The organism is Acidovorax sp. SUPP2539 (assembly GCF_030158975.1).
Classification (GTDB): Bacteria; Pseudomonadota; Gammaproteobacteria; order Burkholderiales; family Burkholderiaceae_C; genus Paracidovorax.
This window is the reverse complement of record NZ_BQXJ01000002.1, coordinates 259731-284187: the sequence shown is the minus strand read 5'-3', so window position 1 is coordinate 284187 and position 24457 is coordinate 259731. Positions and strand designations below refer to the sequence as shown.

20 protein-coding genes are annotated in these 24457 nt (G+C 69.6%); 14 read left to right on the top strand and 6 right to left on the bottom strand.

Annotated features, from left to right (window positions below):
- Nucleotides 1-104 precede the first annotated feature (104 nt).
- The 5 genes from dinG (at nucleotide 105) to AVTE2539_RS08860 (ending at nucleotide 5216) form a co-directional block, all read left to right on the top strand.
- Nucleotides 105-2303: an ATP-dependent DNA helicase DinG gene (gene dinG, locus AVTE2539_RS08880; protein ID WP_284409861.1), complete on the top strand. Its 2199-nt coding sequence runs from the start codon at nucleotides 105-107 to the stop codon at nucleotides 2301-2303.
- 159 nt (nucleotides 2304-2462) lie between these two features.
- On the top strand, nucleotides 2463-2972 hold the full coding sequence (locus tag AVTE2539_RS08875; RefSeq protein ID WP_284400527.1) for a pyridoxamine 5'-phosphate oxidase family protein: 510 nt from the start codon (nucleotides 2463-2465) through the stop codon (nucleotides 2970-2972).
- 64 nt (nucleotides 2973-3036) lie between these two features.
- Nucleotides 3037-3240, top strand: coding sequence for a hypothetical protein (locus AVTE2539_RS08870; RefSeq protein WP_284400528.1), 204 nt, complete (start codon nucleotides 3037-3039; stop codon nucleotides 3238-3240).
- A 119-nt stretch (nucleotides 3241-3359) separates the two neighbouring features.
- Nucleotides 3360-3779: a ribbon-helix-helix domain-containing protein gene (locus tag AVTE2539_RS08865; RefSeq protein ID WP_284409858.1), complete on the top strand. Its 420-nt coding sequence runs from the start codon at nucleotides 3360-3362 to the stop codon at nucleotides 3777-3779.
- A gap of 213 nt (nucleotides 3780-3992) precedes the next feature.
- The gene (locus AVTE2539_RS08860) at nucleotides 3993-5216 is read left to right on the top strand and encodes an extracellular catalytic domain type 1 short-chain-length polyhydroxyalkanoate depolymerase (RefSeq protein ID WP_284409854.1); all 1224 of its coding nucleotides are present in this window, start codon (nucleotides 3993-3995) and stop codon (nucleotides 5214-5216) included.
- A 25-nt stretch (nucleotides 5217-5241) separates the two neighbouring features.
- On the opposite strand, the gene AVTE2539_RS08855 is transcribed toward AVTE2539_RS08860, so the two are convergent.
- Nucleotides 5242-6243: a Bug family tripartite tricarboxylate transporter substrate binding protein gene (locus AVTE2539_RS08855; protein ID WP_284409852.1), complete on the bottom strand. Its 1002-nt coding sequence runs from the start codon at nucleotides 6241-6243 to the stop codon at nucleotides 5242-5244.
- An 87-nt stretch (nucleotides 6244-6330) separates the two neighbouring features.
- On the bottom strand, nucleotides 6331-7425 hold the full coding sequence (locus AVTE2539_RS08850; protein WP_272550243.1) for a tartrate dehydrogenase: 1095 nt from the start codon (nucleotides 7423-7425) through the stop codon (nucleotides 6331-6333).
- Nucleotides 7426-7570: 145 nt separating this feature from the next.
- Here AVTE2539_RS08850 and AVTE2539_RS08845 point away from each other — a divergent pair, with 145 nt between their 5' ends.
- Together AVTE2539_RS08845 and AVTE2539_RS08840 are read left to right on the top strand one after the other, a co-directional pair.
- Nucleotides 7571-8530 (top strand): LysR family transcriptional regulator, encoded by a 960-nt coding sequence (locus AVTE2539_RS08845; RefSeq protein WP_284409850.1) that lies wholly within the window; start codon nucleotides 7571-7573, stop codon nucleotides 8528-8530.
- A 100-nt stretch (nucleotides 8531-8630) separates the two neighbouring features.
- Complete coding sequence (locus tag AVTE2539_RS08840; RefSeq protein WP_284409848.1) at nucleotides 8631-9266, top strand: 3'-5' exonuclease; 636 nt, start codon at nucleotides 8631-8633, stop codon at nucleotides 9264-9266.
- Nucleotides 9267-9323: 57 nt separating this feature from the next.
- Here AVTE2539_RS08840 and AVTE2539_RS08835 read toward each other — a convergent pair whose 3' ends face one another.
- Nucleotides 9324-10478: an ABC transporter substrate-binding protein gene (locus AVTE2539_RS08835; RefSeq protein WP_284409846.1), complete on the bottom strand. Its 1155-nt coding sequence runs from the start codon at nucleotides 10476-10478 to the stop codon at nucleotides 9324-9326.
- A gap of 433 nt (nucleotides 10479-10911) precedes the next feature.
- Between AVTE2539_RS08835 and leuA the strand changes: the two genes are divergently transcribed.
- Nucleotides 10912-12618 (top strand): 2-isopropylmalate synthase, encoded by a 1707-nt coding sequence (gene leuA / locus AVTE2539_RS08830; RefSeq protein ID WP_284409844.1) that lies wholly within the window; start codon nucleotides 10912-10914, stop codon nucleotides 12616-12618.
- 31 nt (nucleotides 12619-12649) lie between these two features.
- On the opposite strand, the gene AVTE2539_RS08825 is transcribed toward leuA, so the two are convergent.
- The gene (locus tag AVTE2539_RS08825; RefSeq protein ID WP_272566430.1) at nucleotides 12650-13522 is read right to left on the bottom strand and encodes a MurR/RpiR family transcriptional regulator; all 873 of its coding nucleotides are present in this window, start codon (nucleotides 13520-13522) and stop codon (nucleotides 12650-12652) included.
- Nucleotides 13523-13779: 257 nt separating this feature from the next.
- Here AVTE2539_RS08825 and AVTE2539_RS08820 point away from each other — a divergent pair, with 257 nt between their 5' ends.
- The 3 genes from AVTE2539_RS08820 to AVTE2539_RS08810 all read left to right on the top strand — a co-directional run bounded on the left by AVTE2539_RS08820 (nucleotide 13780) and on the right by AVTE2539_RS08810 (nucleotide 16798).
- The gene (locus AVTE2539_RS08820; protein WP_284409841.1) at nucleotides 13780-15111 is read left to right on the top strand and encodes an aspartate aminotransferase family protein; all 1332 of its coding nucleotides are present in this window, start codon (nucleotides 13780-13782) and stop codon (nucleotides 15109-15111) included.
- A gap of 68 nt (nucleotides 15112-15179) precedes the next feature.
- Nucleotides 15180-16106, top strand: a complete 927-nt coding sequence (locus tag AVTE2539_RS08815; protein ID WP_284409839.1) for a transporter substrate-binding domain-containing protein — start codon at nucleotides 15180-15182, stop codon at nucleotides 16104-16106.
- 11 nt (nucleotides 16107-16117) lie between these two features.
- The gene (locus AVTE2539_RS08810; RefSeq protein WP_284409837.1) at nucleotides 16118-16798 is read left to right on the top strand and encodes an aspartate/glutamate racemase family protein; all 681 of its coding nucleotides are present in this window, start codon (nucleotides 16118-16120) and stop codon (nucleotides 16796-16798) included.
- A 42-nt stretch (nucleotides 16799-16840) separates the two neighbouring features.
- Here AVTE2539_RS08810 and AVTE2539_RS08805 read toward each other — a convergent pair whose 3' ends face one another.
- A complete protein-coding gene (locus AVTE2539_RS08805; protein ID WP_272569859.1) occupies nucleotides 16841-18037 on the bottom strand; it encodes an MFS transporter in 1197 nt (398 codons plus the stop codon).
- Between the two features lie 445 nt (nucleotides 18038-18482).
- On the opposite strand from AVTE2539_RS08805, the gene uvrA reads away from it, so the two are divergent.
- The 3 genes from uvrA to AVTE2539_RS08790 all read left to right on the top strand — a co-directional run bounded on the left by uvrA (nucleotide 18483) and on the right by AVTE2539_RS08790 (nucleotide 22933).
- Complete coding sequence (gene uvrA / locus AVTE2539_RS08800; RefSeq protein WP_284410653.1) at nucleotides 18483-21503, top strand: excinuclease ABC subunit UvrA; 3021 nt, start codon at nucleotides 18483-18485, stop codon at nucleotides 21501-21503.
- Nucleotides 21504-21620: 117 nt separating this feature from the next.
- Nucleotides 21621-22514 (top strand): DUF6402 family protein, encoded by an 894-nt coding sequence (locus AVTE2539_RS08795; RefSeq protein ID WP_284400543.1) that lies wholly within the window; start codon nucleotides 21621-21623, stop codon nucleotides 22512-22514.
- On the top strand, nucleotides 22514-22933 hold the full coding sequence (locus AVTE2539_RS08790; protein ID WP_284400833.1) for a hypothetical protein: 420 nt from the start codon (nucleotides 22514-22516) through the stop codon (nucleotides 22931-22933). Before AVTE2539_RS08795 ends, AVTE2539_RS08790 begins: the two co-directional genes overlap by 1 nt.
- 28 nt (nucleotides 22934-22961) lie before the next feature.
- On the opposite strand, the gene AVTE2539_RS08785 is transcribed toward AVTE2539_RS08790, so the two are convergent.
- Nucleotides 22962-24425 (bottom strand): DUF1501 domain-containing protein, encoded by a 1464-nt coding sequence (locus AVTE2539_RS08785; protein ID WP_284409835.1) that lies wholly within the window; start codon nucleotides 24423-24425, stop codon nucleotides 22962-22964.
- Nucleotides 24426-24457: the final 32 nt, after the last annotated feature.

Below are 24457 nucleotides of genomic sequence, written 5' to 3'. Positions count from 1 at the left end.
GGGTGGGAACGAAGGGACGTCCCGGGAGTTTAGGGACCTCCGGCCGTGCCCTGTCGAGAACCCGAACCGTTTCCGGGGCCGGCCCGGGCATGCCACACTACTGTATGTCTCAACAGGAATGGGCCGCGCAGGCCCTGCAGTCTTTCGATGCGGTGGTGGGCGCCACCGAGGGGTTCCGCAGCCGCGCCGGCCAGCGGCGCATGGCCGAGCAGGTGGCGCACACCTTCAGCGTGGCGCAGCTGGGCAAGGTGGAGGAGGGGCCCGACGGCGAGGCGCCGCCGCCCACGCGCTCCATCGCCGTCGTGCAGGCGGGCACGGGGGTCGGCAAATCGCTGGCCTACAGCGTGCCGGCCATCGCCATGGCGATCTCACGCGGCACGCGGGTGCTGATCTCCACGGCCACGGTGGCGCTGCAGGAGCAGCTCGTCAACAAGGACCTCCCGGCCCTGGCCGCGCGCATGGAGCAGCCCTTCAAGTTCGCCCTGGCCAAGGGCCGCGGGCGCTATGTGTGCAAGCTCAAGCTGGAGCGGCTCGCCGGCACGGGCGAGGCCCATTCGCCGGAGGAGGAAGACCTCTTCGCCGAGGAAGAGGCCGCTACCCGCGTCGCGCGCCCACGCCAGGAGACCGAGGCGCGCATGAAGTTCTACGCCACCATGGCCGACGTGCTCGCCAAGGGCGCCTGGGACGGCGACCGCGACAGCCTGGAGGTGCCGCCCGAGTCCGAGGTGTGGAGCCCCGTGGCGGCCGAGGCCAGCTCCTGCACCGGCAAGCACTGCCCGGCCTTCAGCCAGTGCACCTATTACGACCGGCGCAAGGCGCTGGTGGCCGCGCAGGTCATCGTGGCCAACCACGACCTGCTGCTGTCCTCGCTGGGCGCGCGGCTGCTGCCCGAGCTGGACAACTGCCTGCTGGTGCTGGACGAGGCGCACCACCTGCCCGCGACCGCGCTCGACCAGTTCGCGTGCGAGGCCGACCTGTCCCGCCTGACCTGGATCGACCGCCTGGCCAGCCGCGCGCTGCGCATCGGCGCGCTGGTCGAGGTGGAGGAGATCGCCGACATCCCCAACCATTCCGCGCGCCTGCGCGCCGCGCTGCAGGACGTGGCCCGGCTGGTGATGGACGTGTACGGCGAGCAGCTGCGCGCCCCCAGGCCGGCCTGGGGCGGCCGCGCCCGCCCGCAGGCGCCCGGCATGCCCACCCGGGCCCGCGTGGCCGGCGGCGTGCTGCCCGAGGCGCTGGTGGAGCCGCTGGGCCAGATGGCGCACCACGCCGAGGGCTTTCTGAACGCGCTGCGCGCCATCGCCAAGGCCCTGCGCGCCGAGATCCGCGACAAGCCCGACGAGGCGCGGCGCCTGTCCACGCTCTATGCCCAGGTCGGCGCGCTCGCGCCCCGGCTGGAGGGCGTGCACGCCACCGCGCAACTGCTGCTGCAGGACGCGCCCGAGGGCGCGGTGCCCGCCGCCAAATGGTTCACGCTGGAGGTGGAGGGCGACTTCATCGTCGTGAAGGCGCACGCCAGCCCCATCCTGCCGGGCAACACGCTGCGCCACCACCTGTGGTCGGCCGTGCGCGGGGCGGTGCTCACATCGGCCACGCTGACGAGCTGCGGGCAGTTCGACTTCTTCCTGCGCGAGGCGGGGCTGTTCGGCGACGAGACCGTCACCACCCTGGAGGTGCCCAGCCCCTTCGACTACGCGCTGCAGGGCACGCTGATCGCCACCGAGACCGTGGCCGACCCGCGCGAGGCCCAGGCCTTCACCGCCGAAATGGTGGATGCGCTGCTGACCGACCTGGCCATGGTCGAGTCCGGCGCGCTGGTGCTCTTCACCTCGCGCGACCAGATGCGCCAGGCCGTCGATGCGCTGCCCACCGCCATGCGCGGCAGCGTGCTGGTGCAGACCGCGCTGCCCCGCACCCAGCTGCTGGCGCGCCACCGCGAGCGCGTGGCCAGCGGCGAGCCGTCCATCATCTTCGGCATGCAGTCGTTCGGCGAGGGGCTGGACCTGCCGGGCGCGCTGTGCGAATCGCTGTTCATCACCAAGCTGCCGTTCGCGCCGCCCGACGACCCGGTGGGCGAGTCGCGCGCCGAGTGGCTGCGGGCGGCGGGGCGCGACCCTTTCAGCGAACTGGTGGTGCCGGCCACGGCCATCCGCCTGGCGCAGTGGGTGGGCCGCGCGATCCGCACGGAGGAAGACCGCGCCCACGTGTACTGCTACGACAAGCGGCTGGTGCGCACGTCGTACGGGCAGCGGCTGCTGAAGGGGTTGCCGCCGTTTGCGCTGGAGCGGCGCCCGGCGGCCTGAGCCCGGCCCGCGCGGAGATGTCGGACATGCCCCACAGGGCCCCGGGCCGCGAGCCGACCGTGCGCGCAGCAGGGCCCCCCTACATTGGGACCTCCCTCCCGCGCCGAGCGCCCTGTGCGCGCGGCGTTCGGCCTCCTTCCCTGCTTGCCGGAGACACCCATGAGCAACGACGACACCACTTCCCCCCATGCCACGCTGTGGCGGCTGATCAAGGACATCCGCTTCGGCATGCTCACGCACCGCGCCGCCAGCGGCATGCTGCATGCCCACCCCCTGACGACTCAGAACAAGGACATTGACGAGCAGTCGCAACTGTTCTTCTTCATCCCGCGCGACGGAGAGCTGTTCGAACGCCTGCGCTCGGACAGCCAGGTCAACGTGACCTACTCCAACCCCGAGAAGGACAGCTATGTCTCGCTGTCCGGCGCGGCCGGCTTCATCGAAGACATCGCCAAGAAAGAGGCGCTGTGGTCGCCCATGGCGAAGGCCTGGTTTCCGGACGGCGTGAACGACCCCAACCTCGTGCTGCTGGCCATCCACATCAGCCACGCCGAGTACTGGGACGTCAAGGAAAGCAAGATGACCCAGCTGTTCAAGATGGCCAAGGCGGCCGTTACGGGCAACCCGCCCAAGGACATGGGCGAGCACAAGGAACTGTCGCTGTCCTGAGGGCGGCTTTTTCGCCCCCCATCGATCCCATCGTTTCATTCCCCCGTTCGCAAGGAGACACACCATGGCCAACGACAAGCAGGAGCCCGGCAAGGGCAAAGTGGAAAACGACCACAACCGCCAAGGCAACCAGGAGCCCACCCAAAAGAACGAAGCCCAGCGCACGCCGGAAAGCCGGAACGACCGTGATGCCCACATCGGCAGCGGCAACCAGGTGCAGTCGCGCCAGGGCGCGGCAGGCAGCGGGGGCGGGCGCGGCGCCGGCTGAAGCCGCCGCACCCTGGCAACGACAGGGGCCTTCGGGCCCCTTTATTTCGCGCAGATGCCCTTGAAAGATTCCATAGACCATCCATTTACCATCCAATGGGATGGAAAAACGAGGTTTTTATGGCAACGACGGCACTCGAGCGCAGCAACAAGGTTTCCGATTCGGAGAAGGTGACGATCAACCTGGGGTATGTGGACCTGGGCCACATCGACCTGCTGGTGTCCGAGGGGTTCTATTCGAACCGCACGGACTTCATCCGCACCGCGATCCGCAACCAGCTGGTTGCCCAGGCCGATGCGGTGCGGCAGGTGGTGGCCCGCAAGACGCTGGTGCTGGGGCTGCAGCGGTTCGGCCGGGCCGAACTGGAGGCCGTCCAGGCCGCAGGGCAGACGCTGGAGATCCGCGTGCTGGGCCTGTGCACCATCGACGACGACGTGCCCCCTGCATTGGCCCAGGCGACCATCGCCTCGGTCCATGTGCTGGGGGCGCTGCACGCCAGCGCGGCGGTCAAGGCCGCGCTGGCCGGCCGCATCGGCTGACACCCACCCGCACGCGCCGGTGGACACGACGACAGGGACGGACCCGCGCCTTCGGCGCTGGCGACCGGACCACCATGGCAGACCGGCCCGATTTGAAGGCGGCGGCGAGACAAGAGACACGACGAGACGAACGCGGCACGCATGTCCCTGGGGGCCCCGGTGCCGCCCCCGCACGCCAGGGCCCCCGTGGCCCGCTTTTCGAAAGGATTCCCCATGGACTGGAACAAGAAGGTCAAGCAGCTTCTGAACGAAGTCACCCCGCTGATGCGCACCGGCCAGCTCGCCGACGCCACCCGCGCCATCCAGCAGGCCCTGGCCGGCCAAGGCACGGCCGCAGCCACCGCGGCGGGGAGCGCTGCCGCCGGGCGTGTGGCGGCCTGGCGCGAGCGCTTCGGCGCGGCGCCCAGCAGCCCTGCCGCGGCATGGAAGGCCCCCTTCGGTGCGCCCGACGTGGAAGATGCGGTGGTGGTCGACCGGCCGGCCGCCCCGGCGCCGGACGCGCACCGGCCATCGCCATCGCCTCGCAACGCGAGTGTGGAAGCTCCCGGCAGTTTCACGCGGGTGGCCTTCGCTGGCCCGGCCGGCGCGCCGCAGGACCACTACTACCTCAGCGTGCCCCCCGGCGCGGCCGCGGGCACGCCGATGCCGCTGGTGCTCATGCTGCACGGCTGCACGCAGAACCCGCAGGACTTCGCCCTCGGCACCGGCATGAACGAGGCCGCCGCGCTCGCGAACGCGCTCGTGCTGTACCCCGCGCAGGCCCAGGGCGCCAACGCGCACGGCTGCTGGAACTGGTTCCGTCCACAGGACCAGCAGCGCGGCCACGGTGAGCCCGCCACGCTGGTCGCCATGGTGCGCGATGCGATGGCGCGCCACCCCGTGGATGCCCGCCGCGTGTACGTGGCCGGCCTGTCCGCCGGCGGGGCGATGGCCGCGCTGCTGGCGCGCGAATACCCTGACTTGTTCGCGGCCGTGGGCGTGCATTCGGGCCTGCAGGCCGGCGCCGCGCACAACGTGATGGGCGCGCTGTCGGCCATGAAGAACGGCGCCAAGGGCACGCCCGGCCCGGCATCCCCCGCCCGCGAGGACGGGGCCGGCGCCCCGCCGCTCATCGTGTTCCACGGCGATGCCGACGAGACGGTGCACGCCCGCAATGGCGAGCAGTTGCTGGCCGCGGCGCTGCGGTCCGCGCCCGGTGCCCGGCCCGAGGCCGAAACCGGCCAGAGCCCCGGCGGCCAGCGCTACACACGCACCGTGTACCGCGCCGCACCGGGCAGCGGCCCGGGCGCGGTGGTGGCCGAACACTGGCAACTGAATGGCGCGGGCCATGCCTGGGCCGGGGGCCACGCGCGGGGCAGCTACACCGATCCGCGCGGGGTGAACGCGACGGCGCAGATGCTGCGGTTCTTCCTGGAGCACCCCCGCGCCGCCGGTTGATCGGGAGCAAGGCGCGGCGGTGGCGTCAGTCGATCACCACCTTCGCGTCCGCCACCAGCCGGGCGAAGCGTTCGGTTTCGCTGCGGATCTGCTGGGCCATCTGCTCGCGGGTGTTGCCCACCGGCTCGGCGCCGATGTCGGCCATGCGCTTGCGGAACTCCGGTGACTGGATCACCTTCACCATCTCGGCGTTCAGCCGGTCCAGGATGTCCCGGGGCGTGGCCGCCGGGGCGAGCACGCCGAACCACGTGCCCAGGTCGAAGCCTTTCAGGCCCGCCTCGTCCAGCGTCGGCACGTCGGGCAGGGCGGAGGATCGCTGGAGGGTGGACACCGCCAGCGCCCGCAGCTTGCCGGCCTTGATGTGCGGCAGCACGGGCGTGATGGTGTCGAACGACATGGTGATCTGGCCGCCCAGCAGGTCGGTGGCCAGCGGGCCGCTGCCCTTGTAGGGAATGTGGCCGAGCGACGTGCCGGTGAGGCCCTGGAACTGCGTGCCGATCAGGTGCTGCGCGGTCCCGTTGCCGTTGGAGCCGAAGGTCAGCTTGCCCGGCTGCGCCCTGGCCTGGGCCACCAGATCGGCCACGGTCCTGGCCGGGTTGTCGGCGTGGACGACCAGCACGTTGGGCACCAGCGCCACCGTGGTGATGGGGGCCAGGTCCTTCTGGAAGTCGTAGGGCAGTTTCTTGTACACGCTGGTGGCGATAGTGTGGTGCACCGCGCCCATCAGCAGGGTATAGCCGTCGGGCTTGGACCGGGCCACGTAGTCGGCGCCGATGGTGGCGCCGGCCCCGGGGCGGCTTTCCACGATGACGGGCTGGCCGAGCGACACCGTCAGTCGGTCGGCCAGCGCCCGCGCCAGCACGTCGGTGGTGCCGCCGGCGGGAAAGGGCACCGTCAGGCTGATGGTCTTGGTGGGCCAGGCGGCCTGGGCGAGGGCGCTGCCGCTGGCCAGCACCGGGAAGGCGGCCGCGAAAGCGTGCAGCAGCACCTGCCGCCGCCGGCGCGCGGGGAAAAGTTTCGGGGCCATGCTGGTCTCCTGGGAGAGCGCTCTGCGGCGCCTGGGGGATGGCCCGCCGCTACGCGGTCGGGCGAAGGAAGGAATGAGAGAGGGAACTCAGGCGGCCAGCCGCTGCGCCTGGCGGGTGCCGGCCAGGTGGTCGCACACCGCCTGCGTGACCTGGGCCGTTGTGGCCTGGCCGCCCAGGTCCCGCGTGTGCAGGGCCGGGTCCGCGGTGACGTGTTCGATGGCCCGCATCAGGCGCCGGGCGGCGTCCGCCTCGCCCAGGTGTTCGAGCAGCATCACGGCCGACCAGAACGTGCCCACCGGGTTCGCCAGGCCCTGGCCCATGATGTCGAAAGCCGACCCGTGGATGGGCTCGAACATCGAGGGATAGCGCCGCTCGGGATCGATGTTGCCGGTCGGTGCGATGCCCAGGCTGCCCGCCAGCGCGGCGGCCAGGTCGCTCAGGATGTCGGCATGCAGGTTGGTGGCGACGATGGTGTCCAGCGTGGCCGGGCGGTTCACCATGCGGGCCGTGGCGGCGTCCACCAGTTCCTTGTCCCAGGCCACGTCGGGAAAGTCGCGCGAGACCTCCAGCGCGATCTCGTCCCACATCACCATCGCGTGGCGCTGGGCGTTGCTCTTGGTGATCACGGTGAGCTGCCGGCGCGGACGCGACCGGGCGAGCTGGAAGGCGTAGCGCAGGATGCGCTCCACGCCCACGCGCGTCATGATCGACACGTCGGTGGCGGCCTCGATCGGGTGGCCCTGGTGCACCCGGCCGCCCACGCCGGAGTATTCGCCCTCCGAGTTCTCGCGCACGATCACCCAGTCCAGTTGCTCGGGCGTGCAGCGCTTGAGCGGTCCGTCGATGCCCGGCAGGATGCGCGTGGGCCGCACGTTGGCGTACTGGTCGAAGCCCTGGCAGATCTTCAGGCGCAGGCCCCACAGGGTGATGTGGTCGGGAATGTGCGGATCGCCCGCCGAGCCGAACAGGATGGCGTCCTTGCCGCGCAGGGCGTCCAGCCCGTCGGCCGGCATCATGGCGCCGTGCGCGCGGTAGTGGTCGCCGCCCCAGTCGAAGTCTTCGAACTCGAAGCGCAGCGTGTCGTCGGTGGCGGCCAGGGCCTGCAGGACCTGGCGGCCGGCGGGAATCACTTCCTTGCCGATCCCGTCTCCGGGAATGGTGGCGATGGCGTAGGTGGTCATGGGTGGTTCGGTCGAAAAGCGTTGGGGACCGCGCCACTCTAGGCACCGCCGGCCTTTCGGCGCGGGGCTATAGTGAAACCATTGTTCACCTGGATTCAACAATCCAGCGGCCCGCCCCACAACTCTTTTTTCCTGCCGCCTACCCATGCCTGCTGCCCACGCCCTTCCCGCCATCCAGCCGGCCGACCTGGGATTTTTCTCGGTGCTGGCCAGTTGCGGCAGCCTGAGCGCGGCCGCGCGCGAGCTGGGCATCACCACGCCGGCCGTCAGCAAGCACCTGGCGCTGATGGAGGCGCGCGTGGGCGTGCCGCTGGTCAATCGCACCACCCGCCGCATGGGCCTCACGCCCGAGGGCGAGCTGTACCTGGCGCACGCGCGCCGCATCCTGGGCGAGATCCACGACCTGGAAGAGCTGCTGGGCCTGTCGCGCGCGACGCCGAAGGGCCTGCTGCGGGTGAATGCCACGCTGGGGTTCGGGCGCCGCCACATCGCGCCGCTCATCTCGCGCTTCGCGCGCCTGCACCCGCAGGTGCAGGTGCAACTGCAGCTGTCCGTGAACCCGCCTGCGCTCACCGACGATGCGTTCGACGTGTGCATCCGATTCGGCGCGCCGCCAGAGGCCCGCGTGATCGCCAGGCACCTGGCGCACAACCGGCGGCTACTGTGCGCATCGCCCGACTACCTGGCGCGCCACGGCACGCCGAAGGTGCCCAACGACTTGGTGCACCACAACTGCCTGGGCATCCGCCAGGGCGAGGAGGCCTACGGCGTGTGGCGGCTCACGCGCGGCCGCGGGCGCCATGCGGTCACCGAGTCGGTGAAGACGCGCGGCAGCCTCACTACCAACGACGGCGAGATCGCCGTGCGCTGGGCCCTGGAAGGGCATGGCATCCTGATGCGGGCCGAGTGGGACATCGAGCGCCACCTGCGCAGCGGGCAACTGGTGCCGGTGCTGCCCGCCTACAGTACGCCCGATGCCGACATCCACGCCGTGTACCCGCAGCGCCACCAGTCCGCGGCGCGGGTGCGGGCCTTCGTCGATTTCGTGGCGCAGGCGCTGTCGGACCGGGGCAGGGCCGGCGGTGGGGACGGCGACGCGGAGTGAGCGCCTGCCGCGCGGCCGTGGCGGCGCCTTCGCGCCGGCCGGTCCGGGCACTTCGCCGAAAATGCGGGCATTCCGCACGCCGACCCTTTGCCGCCCCGCCATGTCCCTCATCGCCGTCATCGATTTCGAAACCACGGGCATCTCGCCCGGCCAGGGCGCGCGGGCGACCGAAGTGGCCATCGTGCTGCTGGACAACGGCCAAGTGGTGGACCGCTTTCAGAGCCTGATGAACGCCGGCGCGTGGATTCCGCCGTTCATCACGCAGCTGACGGGCATCACCAACGCCATGGTGGCCGCCGCACCCGATGCGGCGCAGGTCATGCGCGAGGCGGCGCGCTTCGTGGGCGACACGCCCATGGTGGCGCACAACGCATCGTTCGACAGCAAGTTCTGGGCGGCCGAGTTGCAGTGCGCGGACCTTCCGGCGCCCCACGCCTTCGCGTGCACCGTGCTGCTGTCGCGGCGGCTTTACCCGGAGGCGCCCAGCCACAAGCTCGGCAGCATCGTCGGCCACCTGGATCTGCCGCTGGCGGAACGCGCCCACCGGGCCCTGGCCGATGCGGAGATGGCCGCGGCGCTGCTGGGCCGCATCCAGCACGACCTGCGCACCCGCTGGGGCGTGGCCGACCCTGCGCATGCCCTGCTCATGGGCCTGCAGCGCTGCGCGCGGCCCGCGTTGGGCAAGTGGTTCGCGCAGCACGGCGCGGCGGTGGCGAAGGCCACCGCGGGCGTTTAGCACCGCTCCGGGCCCCGTTTCGCGGGGATGCCCTGGGCTCAGGGGCCCCAGCTTTGGTCAGTAGCGCGCGCGCCCGAAGCTGTCGAGGATGGCGATTTCCGTGAACAGGCTGCCTTCGCGCCGGTTGTTCAGGAACGACACCTCGTAGCCGCCCAGATCGATGCGCGGCAGGCGCGACAGCGTCTCGGCCAGCGCCCGGCCATCCATGCCGCCGCTGCCGCTGCGCGGCACGGCCTTGATCCCCTGGCCGATGGTCTTGGCCACGAGGAAGCCTTCGAACGCCGCCAACGAGGCGATGCTGGCGCTCTGTTGCGCTGACTGCATGGCCTGGCGGAATTCGCGCACCACCGGAATCGACTGGTTGGTGAGCGCCGGGAACACCTGCGTCATGCCCACGCCGCGGGCGTTTTCCGCGCCCACGGCATCCACCAGCTTCACGGGGTCGAGGTCGGAGATGCCGACCACCTGCGCATGCCCGCCGGCTGCGCGGTAGGCCTTCACGAAGGCGCTGCCCGCGGCTTGGCCCGCCACCATCACGATCACTTGCGCATCGGCCTTGAGCAGTTTGGCCAGCGCGGGCTGGATGTCCGACGAGGTGCGCTCGTAGGGCTCCTTGGCGACCAGCGCCAGCTTGCGCTGCGACAGGGCCGCCGTGAGCGCCTCCAGGCCCTTTTCGCCATAGGCGTCGTTCTGGTAGAGCGCCGCAAACTTGGTCATGCCGATGGCGTCGCCCATCTGCGCGACCATCTTGGTCAGCTCCGTGCTGTAGCCGGCGCGCACGTGAAAGACGTAGGGGTTCACCGGCTCGCGGATGACCTGCGAGCCTGAGCGCGTGGGAAACAGCGGCACGCCGCTGTCCTGCGGCAGCTTCGCCTCGATCAGCGCCTGGGTGTTGCTGGTGGCGAAAGAGATCAGCGCGGCGGGCTTCATGGCCAGCAGCTTGCGGGCGCCGGCCAGCGTCTTCTCGGGCTTGAATTCATCGTCTTCCACGACGAGCCGCACCTCCAGGCCGGGAAATGCCTGGCTCTTTTGCGCTTCGGCAAAGTAGGTTTCCACCCCCAGCACCACCTGCTTGCCCACTTCGGCGGCATTGCCTCCGGTCAGCGGCGCCACCATGCCGACGATGACGTGAGGGGCCGCGCGGGCGGCCGAGCCGATCCAGGGAAGGGCCAGCGAGGCGCCCAGGCGGGTGGTGAATACACGGCGTTTCATGGAACGTGCTCCTGTGGAGGGCAGACAGCAGAGAAGAGCGCCAACGCGCCCGGACGAACCGATGCAGAAGAACCGGCACGCCCCTGAAAATGCAAGAACGTGCGAAATGTATGACCTATTGTTAATCAGTTTTTGTGGCGTTTGGGCCCCTGTGGACGGGATTTGATCGTCCTGTGCTAGGATTTGCCGCTATGCAACGCAATCTGCTGCTATCCCCACTATCGCTAGGCCTAGTGCCTGGCCGGGGTCTGCCTGCGTTCGCCATCACCGTTGCCTAAAAGCGCAACACCGATTTCCCCCTGACCCCGGCCCGCGAACCAGCCTCCACCCATGGTGGAGGGCTGCAGGGGATGTCGTTCACCGTTCACCGTTGATTCGACCCGTGCCCCAGCGCTGCCTTGCAGCGCGGCACACACCGTTCGTGGAGCCTCTCATGATTTCCAAGCCCGCTACCAAGTACCAGCCCATCGCCCCCATCGCGTTGGCCGACCGCACCTGGCCTTCCAAGACCATCACCCGCGCCCCCATCTGGTTATCCACCGACCTGCGCGACGGCAACCAGGCGCTGTTCGAGCCCATGAACGGCGAGCGCAAGATGAAGCTGTTCCACGAGCTCGTGCGCATCGGCTTCAAGGAAATCGAGGTGGGCTTTCCCGCCGCATCGCAGACCGACTACGACTTCGTGCGCCGCCTCATCGACGAAGGCCTTGTGCCCGACGACGTGACCCTGATGGTCATGACGCAGTCGCGCGCCGACCTCATCGAGCGCACTGTCGAGGCCGTGCGCGGCGCGCCGCGCGCCATCGTGCACCTGTACAACGCCACCGCGCCCGTGTGGCGGCGCGTGGTGTTCGGCATGAACGTGACGCAGGTGATGGCGTTCATCGACCAGCACGTCTCGCACCTGAAGCGCCTGACCGATGCCCAGCCCGAAACCCGCTGGACGCTGCAGTATTCGCCCGAAACCTTCAGCGCGACCGAGCTGGAAGTCTCGCTCGAAGCCTGCCAGACCGCCATCGCCGCCTGGGGCGTGGGCCCGGGTCGCGAGATCATCATCAACCTGCCCACCACGGTGGAAAACGCCACCCCCAACGTGTTCGCCGACCAGATCGAGTGGATGCACCGGCGCCTGAGCCCCCGCGAGCACATCGTGCTCTCGGTGCACCCGCACAACGACCGCGGCACCGGCGTGGCGGCGGCCGAGCTGGCCATGATGGCCGGCGCCCAGCGCGTGGAAGGCTGCCTCTTCGGCAATGGCGAGCGCAGCGGCAACCTCGACGTGGTGACGGTGGCGCTCAACCTCTACACGCAGGGCGTGCATCCGGGGCTCGACTTCTCCGACATCAACGCCGTGGCGCGCGTGGCCGAGGAATGCACTGCGCTGCCCGTGCACCCGCGCCACCCGTACGTGGGCGACCTGGTGTTCACCTCGTTCTCGGGCTCGCACCAGGACGCGATCAAGAAGGGCTTCGCCGCCCACGACCCCGAGGGCCTGTGGCAGGTGCCCTACCTGCCCATCGACCCGGCGGACCTCGGCCGCACCTACGACAGCGTGATCCGCGTCAACAGCCAGTCGGGCAAGGGCGGCATCGCCTTCCTGCTGGAGCGCGAGCGCGGCGTGGTCATGCCGCGCCGCATGCAGGTGGAGTTCAGCGCGGTGGTGCAGCGCCAGACCGATGCCAGCGAGACCGAGATGACCGGCGCCACGCTGTGGTCGCTGTTCCAGGCCACCTACCTCGAGACCCCTGCAGGCGTGCCCGGCGCCATCGTCTGCCATGCCCACCGGCTGGCCGACGACGGCCGCGGCATCGAGCTGGACGTGACCATCGACGGCGCGCGCCAGACCCTGCAGGGCCAGGGCAACGGCCCGATCGACGCCACGGTGGACGCCCTGGGCCTGCCGCTGCGCGTGCACGGCTACGAGGAGCGCGCGACCGGCTCCGGCGCCGATGCGCAGGCCCTGGCCATCGTGGAGGCGGCGCTTGACGGCGTGCCCGGCGCGACCTTCGGCGTGGGCCTGCACCACAACATCGTCACGGCCTCGGTGCATGCGGTGGTGAGCGCGGCCAACCGGCTGGCGCAGCGCCGGCAGGCGGTGCCGCCAGCGGCCGCGTCCCAAGCCGCCCCGACGGCCGCCTGAAGCCGCGGAGCGTGAGCCCCGGGGCCGGCGGTCAACCGCCCGGCTTGCGCAGGGTGACCGGCTGCAGGTAGGCGCCCGAGCGCACCAGGTGCTGCTCGGCCGCCTCGATGCGCTCGATGCCCGGCGCGCCCGCGCGGCTGGCCAGCAGTTCCAGCAGCGATTCCGCCACCGCCGTGGCGGCGGCGATCGACGGAAAGAACGACGGGCTCTGGGTGGCGAACAGCACCGTCTCATGGGCCAGCAGCGACAGCGGCGAGGCTTCGCTGTCGGTCAGCGCCACCACCTTCGCGCCCACGCTGCGCGCCGCTTCGGCGGCTTGCAGCGCTTCGCGCGAGTACGGCGCGAAGCTGGCCACCACCAGCGCGTCGCCCTTGGCCAGCGCGCGCAGCTGCATCTCCAGCGAGCCTCCCTGGCCGTCCACCAGATGGACCGACGGGCGGAACAGCCGGTACACATAGACGAAAGAAAACGCCACGGGAAAGCAGGCGCGAAAGCCCGCCACGTGCACATGGCGGGCCTGCTCCAGCAGCCGCGCGGCGCGCGGCAGCGAGACGGCGCTCTGCCGCTCGGTCTGTTCCAGGTTGTGGCGGTGCACGTCGAACATCTCGCCCACCAGCGACTGGTCCTTGGCACGCCCGGCCAACTGGCGTGCCCGCGGGGCGTATTGCTCGCTGCCCAGGCCCATGTCCTGCGCCAAGGCCTCCTTGAGCGCAGGCCAGCCCTCGAACCCCAGCTGCTGCGCGAACCGCACCAGGGTGGCCGGCGGCACGCCCGAGCGCGCGGCGACGGTGCGCATCGAGGTGGTCACGACCTCGTTCGGACGGTCGATGACGAACTTGGCCGCCTGCTGCAGCGAGGGGGACAGCCCGGCATGGCGCTGGCGAATGGTGTCTCTGAGACTCATGGAAACGGACCTGGACAAGGGCTGAACAAAGCGGTGGCGCGGCGCGCTGCGCCACCGCACGACTGTAGGGCAAGCGCGCACGGGCAGGAATGAAAGGAAGGGCGGGATGGGGTTTGGATCATGTGTTCCATCTGACTGATCAGAGAAACGCATGTTGCAATTTTTGCAGGCGTTGGTATATTTGTTCCAAATTAATGGGAAATGGATTTTTTGATCCGTTGACCGCCCCGCCGCCACCGAACCTCGCCTGCCCCGCCATGACCCACGTCCTGCACCGCCATCTCCATCAGACCCCCGCTGTCGCCGCGGGCGCGCAGGGCATGGTGGTCCGCGACGCCAGCGGCCGCACCTACCTGGATGCCAGCGGCGGTGCCGCCGTCTCCTCGCTCGGCCATGGCCATGCCGACGTGATCGCCGCCATGCACCGGCAGATCGACCGCATCGCGTACGCCCACACCAGCTTCTTCACCACCGACGTGGCGGAGGAGCTGGCGCAGACGCTGGTGCGCGGCGCGCCGGCGGGCACGAGCCATGCCTATTTCGTGAGCGGGGGCTCGGAAGCCGTGGAGGCCGCGCTCAAGATGGCGCGGCAGTATTTCGTGGAGCGGGGCGAGCCCCAGCGCACGCACTTCATCGCGCGGCGTCAGAGCTACCACGGCAACACGCTGGGCGCGCTCGCGGTGGGCGGCAACGCCTGGCGGCGCGCGCCGTTCGCGCCGCTGCTCGTGCCGGCCACGCACGTGTCGCCCTGCTACCCGTACCGCGAGATGCGCGACGGCGAGTCTCCGCGGGCCTACGGCCAGCGGCTGGCGGCGGAGCTGGAGGCCGCCATCCTCGCGCAAGGCGCGGACCGCGTGATCGCTTTCGTGGCCGAGACGGTGGGCGGCGCCACGGCGGGCGTGCTCACGCCGGTGCCGGGCTACTTCCAGGCGGTGCGCGCGGTGTGCGACCGCTACGGCGTGCTGCTGATCCTGGACGAGGTGATGTGCGGCATGGGACGCACCGGCACCCTGCACGCCTGCGAGCAGGAGGGTGTGGTGCCCGACCTCATCACCGTGGCCAAGGGCCTGGGGGGCGGCTACCAGCCCATCGGCGCGGTGCTGGCGCAGGAGCGCGTGGTCGAGGCCATGTCGCGCGGCAGCGGCTTCTTCCAGCACGGCCACACCTACCTGGGCCACCCGGTGGCCTGCGCCGCCGCGCTGGCGGTGCAGCAGGTGATCGCGCGCGACGGCCTGCTGCAGAAAGTGCAGGACGATGCGCCGGTGTTCGAAAGCATGCTGCGCGGCGCGCTGGGTGACCATCCCCACGTGGGTGACATCCGCGGGCGGGGCTATTTCTGGGGCATCGAGCTGGTGGCCGATCGCGCAACGAAGGCCCCGTTCGACCCCGCGCTCCGGCTGCACGCGCGCGTCAAGCGGGCCGCAATGGACGCGGGCCTGCTGTGCTATCCGTTCGGCGGCACGGTGGACGGCTTGCGCGGCGACCATGTGCTGCTCGCGCCGCCCTACATCGCCACGCGCGAGGACCTGCAGGCCATCGCCGGCCTGCTGGCGCACTCCATCGGACAGGCCACGGCCGCGCTGGCCTGAGCGGCACCCTCCCCCGTCGTTCCGTTCTCCCTCCCGTTCCATCCCTCATTCCTGAAGGAGCCTTTGCCATGCCCGTCGCCCCGTCCCTTTCGTTCCCGCGCCGCCTCCTGGCCGCCTTTTTGTCGTGCGCGGCCCTGGCCGCCCCGGCGGCCTTCGCCCAGGAGGCGCCTGCGGCCGGCGGCACCCTGGGCAAGATCCAGCAAAGCGGTGCCATCACCTTCGGCTACCGCGAGTGGTCGTTCGGCTTTTCGTACCTGGATGGCAACCTGCGGCCCGTGGGCTACAGCATCGACATCTGCCACCGCATCGTGGAGGCGGTCAAGGCCGAACTGAAGATGCCTTCCATCGAGGTGAAGTACCAGGCCGTCATCTCGGCCAACCGCATTCCGCTGGTGCAGAACGGCACGGTGGACATCGAGTGCGGCTCCACCACCAACCTGGTGGAGCGGCAAAAGCTGGTGGCTTTCTCGCCCGACATCTTTCGCTACAACGTGCGCCTGCTGGTCAAGGCCGATTCCGGCATCCGAGGCATCGCGGACCTGCAGGGCAAATCCGTGGTGACCACGGCGGGCACGACCTCGCTGCGGCTGCTGCGCGAGGCCGACAAGGGCCAGTCCCTGCAGATCACGCACCTGTCGGGCAAGGACCACACCGACTCCTTCCTGCTGGTGGAGAGCGGCCGCGCCGCCGCCTTCGTGCTGGACGACATCCTGCTCGCGGGGCAGATCGCCAATGCGCGCCAGCCGCAGGATTTCGCCATCGTGGGCGAGAGCCTGCGCACCGAGAACCAGTCGCTCATGTTCCGCAAGGACGATCCGCCGTTCAAGGCGCTGGTGGACCGAGTGGTCGGTGCCATGATGCGGTCCGGTGAAATGGAGGCGCTGTACCAGCGCTGGTTCATGTCGCCCATTCCGCCCAAGAACATCAACATCCGCTACCCGCTGAATGCCGAAACGCGCGACGCGTTCCAGAACCCCAGCTCCAAGGGCATCTGAGCCCCCTTCCCATGACCGCACCCACCCCCGTATCCGCATCCGCACCGCCGCGCATCGCGCTGATCCATGCCCTGCAGCATTCCGTCGAGCCCATCAATGCCGCCTTCGCGCAGCAGTGGCCCGAGGCGCTGCGCATGAACCTGCTGGACGACAGCCTCTCGGCCGACCTGGCGCGCTCGGGTGCGGGGCTGGATGCGGCCATGCACGACCGGTTCCTGCGGCTGGCGGACTACGCCGTGGGCACGGGCGCACACGCGCTGCTGTTCACCTGCTCGGCCTTCGGGCCGTGCATCGAGGCGGTGGCGCGCCGCCATGCGGGACTGCCGGTGCTCAAGCCCAACGAGGCCATGGTGGACGACATCGCGCAGGCCGCCGGCGAAGGGACCCTGGGCCTGATCGCCACGTTCGCACCCACGCTGGCCTCGATGCCGCCCGAGTTTCCCGCGCACGTGGCGCTGCGCACGGCCCTGGCCGACGGCGCGCTCGACGCGCTGAACCGGGGCGATGCGGCGTTGCACGACCGGCTCATCGCGGAGCAGGCACTTGCGCTGCAGGCGCAGGGCTGCCGCCGCATCGCGCTCGCGCAATTCAGCATGGCGCGCGCCCGCGGCGCGTGCGAGGGGGCCACGGGGCTGCCGGTGTTCACCACCGTGCACAGCGCCGTCGCGCGGCTGCGCCAGCGGCTGGGCTGAAAAGAGAAAAAAACGTGGAAAGGCCGGGCGGTGCGGGCGCGTTCAGTGCCCTGCCGGCGCGCCGCCCGCCTGCCGGCCCACCGGCCGCAGGCCCCAACTGGCGGCCAGCCACACCGCGCACAGCAGCGCCGTCACGGCAAAGAGCTGCGGCGTGCCGGCCCACTTGGCCAGCGCGCCGCCCAGGGCCCCTCCGGCGAACAGGCCCAGTGACTGCAGCGTGTTGTAGGTGCCCAGGGCCGCGCCGCGCAGGTGCGGCGGCGCCATGCGCGAGACCAGGCTGGGCTGGCTGGCCTCCAGCGCGTTGAAGCCGCAAAAGAACACGAACAGCAGCAGCCCCAGCGCCCACAGCGCGGGCACGGCGCCGGCCGCGGCCACGCCGCCCAGCCCCAACTGCACCAGCAGCACCAGGCCGATGGCGGCCAGCAGCGACTCGCGCAGGCGGCCGCGCCGCTCCAGCGCGAACAGCCCGCCCATCATGGCGAACGACAGCACCACGGCGGGCAGGTACACCTGCCAATGCGCGGCCTTGGGCAGCCCCGCCTGCACCAGCAGCGCGGGCACGGCCACCCACATGGCCATCTGCACCGTGTGGAGAACGAACACGCCCAGGTTCAGCCGCAGCAGGTCGGCATGGCGCCACACCTCGGCCAGGCGCCCGCGCGGGGCGTCGGCATGGCGCGCGGGCTCGGGCGGCACCACCCACAGCACCACGGCGATGCCGCCCAGCGCCAGCGCGCAGGTCAGCCCGAACAGGCCCGCCAGGCCGATGTGCGCGGCCAGCACGGGGGCTGCGACGAGCGCCACGGCGAACATCAGCCCGATGCTGCCGCCCACCAGCGCCATGGCCTTGGTGCGCACGGCATCGCGCGTCTGGTCGGCCAGCAGCGCCGTCACGGCGGCCGACACCGCGCCCGCGCCCTGCAGCGCCCGGCCGGCCAGCAGCCCGGTGAGCGAGTCGGCCAGCGCCGCCAGCAGGCTGCCGGCGGCGAACACGGCCAGGCCCAGCACGATCACGCGCTTGCGCCCGAAGCGGTCGGACGCCATGCCCAGCGGCAGCTGCAGCACCGCCTGGGTGAGGCCGTAGATGCCCATGGCCAGGCCGACGAGCGCGGGATCGTCGCCGCCCGGGTATTTGCGCGCTTCGAGCGCGAACACGGGCAGCACGAGGAACAGCCCCAGCATGCGCAGCGCGAAGATCAGCGCCAGCGCGAGGCTGGAGCGGCGCTCCAGCGGCGTCATGGCGGTGGCGTTGGACGGGGGCGAGGCGGTGGCGCCTGGACCTGGAAGGTGGGTGGAGGAATCCGGCACGGTGGGTGCGCTGAGGGCCTGAAGCCAAAGCCGCGATTCTCGCCCATCGCCCGCAGGCCGGAACCGGCGCCACCGCGCAGGCATTGACGGCCTGGCGAACCCGTTTTCGCCGTTGCAGGCCAAAAAGGCCTTCATGCCAGCGGATTCATTGTCCTGTTTGCTATCAAATCAGGAGCGAATGGTTTTCCGGACCACCGCCGGACCGCCCCCCGCCCGGCAGCAGGGGCCGGGTGGCCCTGCGGACGGCCCGCGCCGGGGGCGTGGCCTATCATGGTGGGTTTCCCCGCCCAGAGCCGCGCCCACCGTGAACCACTCCCCCTTCTCCCGGCCCGCCGACGATGGCGACGCCCCTGCGGCGCCGGCCGCCGGCCGCTACCTGGGCGCCGCCCTGCAGCAGGCGCGCATCAGCATCCGCGGGGCGCGCACGCACAACCTCAAGAACATCGACCTGGACATCCCGCGCAACCAGCTGGTGGTGATCACCGGGCTGTCGGGTTCGGGCAAGTCCAGCCTGGCGTTCGACACGCTCTATGCCGAGGGCCAGCGCCGCTACGTGGAGAGCCTGTCGGCCTATGCGCGGCAGTTCCTGGGCCGGCTGGACAAGCCCGACGTGGACCTGATCGAGGGCCTGTCGCCGGCCATCTCGATCGAGCAGAAGGCCACCAGCCACAACCCGCGCTCCACCGTGGGCACGGTGACCGAGATCCACGACTACCTGCGCCTGCTGTACGCGCGCGCCGGCACGCCGTACTGCCCTTACCACGGTCTGCCGCTGGCCGCCCAGACGGTGAGCCAGATGGTGGACGCCGTGCTGGCCCTGCCCGAGGACACCCGCCTCATGGTGCTGGCCCCGGTCGCGCGCGACAGGAAGGGCGAGTTCACCGAACTCTTCACGCAGATGCAGGCGCTGGGCTACGTGCGCTTTCGGGTGGACGGCACCATCTACGAATACGAAAGCCTGCCGCAGCTCAAGAAGACCGAAAAGCACGACGTGGACGTGGTGATCGACCGCCTGAAAGTGCGCGCCGAGATGCAACAGCGCCTGGCCGAAAGCTTCGAGGCCGCCCTGCGGGTGGGCGGCGCGGAAGGCAACGGCCGCGTGCTGGCGCTGGAGATGGACGGCGGCCGGGAGCACCTCTTTTCCAGCCAATTCGCCTGCCCCGTGTGCAGCTACTCGCTGGCCGAGCTGGAGCCGCGCCTGTTCTCGTTCAACTCGCCCATGGGCGCCTGCCCGGCCTGCGACGGCATCGGGCAGCAGGAGGTGTTCGATCCCGCGCGCGTGGTGGCCTTTCCGTCCTTGAGCCTGGCCAGCGGCGCCATCAAGGGCTGGGACCGGCGCAACGGCTACTACTTCGCCATGCTGGAGAGCCTGGCCAGGCACTACCGCTTCGATGTGGAGGCACCCTACGAATCGCTGCCCCCGCCGGTGCAGCAGGCCGTGCTGTACGGATCGGGCGAGGAGGAGATCGCCTTCAACTACGTGCTGGACAGCGGCGCCAACAAGGGCAAGGCCATCGTCAAGAAGCACCCCTTCGAAGGCATCCTGCCCAACATGGCGCGGCGCTACCGCGAGACCGATTCGGTGGTCGTGCGCGAAGAACTCGCGCGCTACCGCAGCACCCAGCCCTGCCCCGAATGCCACGGCGCGCGGCTGCGGCTGGAGGCGCGCCACGTGAAGGTGGGCGAGGGCGAACAGGCCCGTGCCATCTACGAGGTGAGCCACGCCACGCTGGCCGACGCGCATGCCTGGTTCGCGCACCTCAAGCTCACCGGCGCCAAGGCCGAGATCGCCGACAAGGTCGTGCGCGAGATCGGCACGCGCCTCACGTTCCTGAACGACGTGGGGCTGAACTACCTGAGCCTGGACCGCAGTGCCGAAACCCTCTCGGGCGGCGAGGCGCAGCGCATCCGCCTGGCCAGCCAGATCGGCTCGGGCCTGACCGGCGTGATGTACGTGCTCGACGAGCCCAGCATCGGCCTGCACCAGCGCGACAACGACCGCCTGATCGCCACCTTGCAGCACCTGCGCGACATCGGCAACAGCGTGATCGTGGTCGAGCACGACGAGGACATGATGCGCGCCGCCGACCACGTGATCGACATGGGCCCCGGCGCCGGCGTGCACGGCGGGCGCGTGATGGCGCAGGGCACCTACGACGCGGTGCGCGGCCATCCCGATTCGCTCACGGGCCAGTACCTGTCGGGCACGCTGTCCATCCCCGTTCCCCCGCGCCGCACGCCGTGGCTGCCCGTGATGGAGGGCACCCCCGCGGCCCCCGAAGCGGCGAGGAAGGGCAAATCGCGCTTCCCCGAAACCGAGGCCAGCAAGCGCCGCGCGGAGCAGCGCGCCGAGCGCCAGGCCGAGCACCGCGCCACCCAGGGACGGCTGCAGGCCCTGCGCGTGGTCGGCGCCACGGGACACAGTTTGAAGAACGTGAGCGTGGAGTTCCCCGTGGGCCTGCTCACCTGCGTGACCGGCGTCTCCGGCTCCGGAAAGAGCACGCTCGTCAACGACACGCTGTATGCCGCCGTGGCGCGCCAGCTCTACCGCGCGCACGACGAGCCCGCGCCGCATGAGGCCATCGAGGGCATGGAGTATTTCGACAAGGTCATCAACGTCGACCAAAGCCCCATCGGCCGCACGCCGCGCAGCAACCCCGCCACCTACACCGGCCTGTTCACGCCGATCCGCGAACTGATGGCCGAGGTGAACACCGCCAAGGAACGCGGCTATGGGCCCGGGCGCTTTTCCTTCAACGTGGCCGGCGGCCGATGCGAGGCCTGCCAGGGCGACGGCGTGGTGAAGGTGGAGATGCACTTTCTGCCCGACGTGTACGTGCCCTGCGACATCTGCCACGGCCAGCGCTACAACCGCGAGACGCTCGAAGTCCTGTGGAAGGGCAAGAACATCGCGCAGATCCTCGACCTCACGGTGGAAGACGCCTTCGCGTTCTTCAAGGACGTGCCGACCATCGCGCGCAAGCTGCAGACGCTGCTCGACGTGGGCCTGTCGTACATCCGTCTGGGCCAGGCCGCCACCACGCTCTCGGGCGGCGAGGCCCAGCGCGTAAAGCTCGCGCAGGAATTGAGCAAGCGCGACACCGGCCGCACGCTCTACATCCTGGACGAGCCCACCACCGGCCTGCACTTCGCCGACATCGACCTGCTGCTCAAGGTGCTGCACCAGCTGCGCGATGCGGGCAACACCATCGTCGTGATCGAGCACAACCTGGATGTCATCAAGACCGCCGACTGGATCATCGACATGGGCCCCGAAGGCGGCGCCGGCGGCGGCACCGTGGTGGGCGAAGGTACGCCCGAAGAGCTGGCCGCCAACCCGGCCAGCCACACCGGGCGGTACTTGGCGCGTTACCTGCCGTCCACAGCGCAGGGCTGATCGATAGTTACGTTACTTTCGGTGGCAAATCAGTTGCCCCGAACCGCGCCTTGCGCCGGTTTTTACCCCCAGAATCCGCGGTTCTAAAAACAACCGAAGACGGAACGGGGAGGTCCCATGAACAAGGGCATGGTCCAAGTGGACCAGGAGCGCCTGCGTGCGCAACTGGAGAAAAAACTGCCGCCCAAGGTGCGGCTCTTTCAACTGGATGACATTCCGGGCGTGATGCGATCGCGCATGGGATGGCCGGTGGCGGCGGCTTTGATGGAGCGGTGGTTTCGGGGGGCAGGGTATGAGATGCCTGAGTACATGAAGCAAGGGCGTGCCCCTTACAAGGCGACGACGCTTGGCAGCATGCAATTGGAAGAAGGTGTCGTGACCATGGGGTGGGCGCTGGGCTTTGCTCGCGTGCGTGCTGCGTTGGCCAAGCTGCAAGTGAGTTGGGCCACTCCCGCTGGCATTCGTCAGTTGCAAAAACGTGCGGACGATTGGATTGGGATTCGAAGCCCGCAAGGTTGGAGGCTGGGCAATCTTGCTCAAGCCGCAAAAATGCTGGATGAGACTTGCCAAGTGAATTTCCTCACCTTTGGCCGGATGAGCGATCCTCTGGATGATTTATACGGAGCCATGGGCGAGGCGACCCTCAAGGTGGCCGTTTCAGGATGGGTCACCCGACAAGGGACGGGTAGAACCGCAGTCGCAATCGACGAACTGGGCTTTTATTTGCGCGACTCTTACGACTTCAGCGACGGAGACCGGGCTTTCCTATCCCAGCCATTGGGCTTCTGGGGATACGACGGTGTCAGCCGCGTGAATCCGCCAGGCGGGCAGGTTTTAATTTCTGAGCAATGGTCACATGAGAGCGAGGGCAAAGCGCGTGGTCACACTTACCTTGTGCAGAACGAGGACTTTCGCAAATGGCGCGCAAAGCATGGGCGTGGTGGCGACTTCATCGTCCTATCCGACGTGCACCGTGTGCGTCTTCCTTTTCCGATGAAGCTGGAATGGTGATGAAACTGTCAGATCTTCGTAAAGTGCCTTGTATCGTTTGGTGCCTTGCACTGAATGCAACTATTTTTTTGGTCTGGTACGCGGCGACCCCCACTTTCTTCGACAGTGAGAGCAGTCCTCACCGCGTTTATCGCCTTGAGTTCTACAAGGCATCGATCATTCAACGTGTCATCCATTACGACTACAAGATGCCTTATGTGGTGCGTCTCTACCGGGTCAATTCCAGAACATTGATCGGTGAAAGCGAAGTGGTCGATCTCTGGATGAATGGCGAGACCAGTTGGCATTTGGATGCACCGGTAGCCACTAACAAAGTTTATGTAGGGCGGGATGTGTTCTTTAACGACATTCCTTCCGAATGCACGGACCCAACGATGCCGCCGGATTGCGCACTCAGCACTGACTCCACACCGCAGTGAGGCATCGTTCCAATCACCACTCCACCCATCACCCCAAGAACCCCAGATTCACCGGATACGCCGCTCCCCCGAAATTCCCCAGCCTCGGCAGCACGCCCGCCATCTCGGTATTCGCCACCCCGAACCACCGCGCCATCGTGGCCGCGTACTGGTCCACGGCGGTGCTGGGCAGCAGGCGGCCCTGCCCCACGTGCCACTGGTCTTCGCTGCCGCTGCCGTTGCCCACGCTGATGGGCGGCGGCGTGCCGTAGAAGGCCGCGCCGCGCACGGCGCCGCCGACCACGAAGTGGTGGCTGCCCCAGCCGTGGTCGGAGCCGTCGCCGTTCGACGTGAGCGTGCGGCCGAAGTCCGAGGCGGTGAAGGCGGTCACCTTGTCGGCCACGCCCAGTTCCACGGTGGCGTTGTAGAACGCGGTCATGGCGCTGCTCACGCGGTCCATCAGCACGGCCTGGCCCGAGACCAGGTTGTCGTGCAGGTCGAACCCGCCCAGCGACACGAAGAACACCTGGCGCCGCGTGCCCAGCGCGCCGCGCGCCGCGATGAGCCGGGCCACCACCTTGAGTTGGTCGGCCAGGGGGTTGCCCGTGGGGAACGCGGTGGACACGCCCGCGCCCGCCAGCGCTGCGGAGATCTGCCCTTCCGAGCCGATGGAGCGCTGCGTCACGCGCGCGTATTCGGCCTCCATCGCGTGGGCGCTCGCGGCCTGCACCAGTTCGCTCAGCACGCCGCGCACGGCGCTCGATCCATAGACGTTGTTCTTGACCCCGTTGATGGGCACGGCGCCGCTGGTGCTGATCTGGTACTGCAGCGCCTGGTCGCCCGAGAGGAACACCGCGTTGCCGCTGGCCGAGATGCAGGTGAACAGCGAGTTGGTGTTGGCCGACAGGGCGAGGTCGCCCAGGTTGCCGCCCCAGCCCACGGTGGAGCCTTCGGCGCCCTGCGATTGCCACACCGACTGCTGGTCGTTGTGCGAAAAGAGCTTCGGGGGCAGCGGGTAGGTGCGGCGGTCGGCACTGGCGTACTGCGCCCGCGTGAGCGGCACCACCAGCGGCCCCACGTTGAGCTGCACCGCCGCGCGCCCGCTGTTGAAGAGGCCGGCCATGCCGGTCATGGCGGGGTGCAGCGCGTACTGCAGGCCGCCTGCGAGTGCGCTGGCCGGCTGCAGCACGGTGCCGCCCAGCGCACTGCGCCCGAGCGCGATGCCGCCCGCGGCACCGTCCGCGCCGCCGCCGCGGATGGTGGCGTACTGGGCGTAGCGCGCGCTGTCGTAGGGCACGACGGTGTTGGCGTAGTCGTTGCCACCGTACAGGAAGACGCACACCAGCGCCTTGTAGTCGTTGGCTTCGAACGCCGCGGCCTCGCCCAGCGCGGCGAGGTTGAGGGCGAACGGCAGCGCGGTGCCGGTGGCGGCCAGCTGGGCCGAGCGCCGCAGGAAGGCGCGGCGCGTGTGGCGGGCCGGGTCGATGAAGGGGGTGGACGGGTTCGTGGGCATGGGCGTGTTCCGTGGGCGTGTCCGTGGGGCAG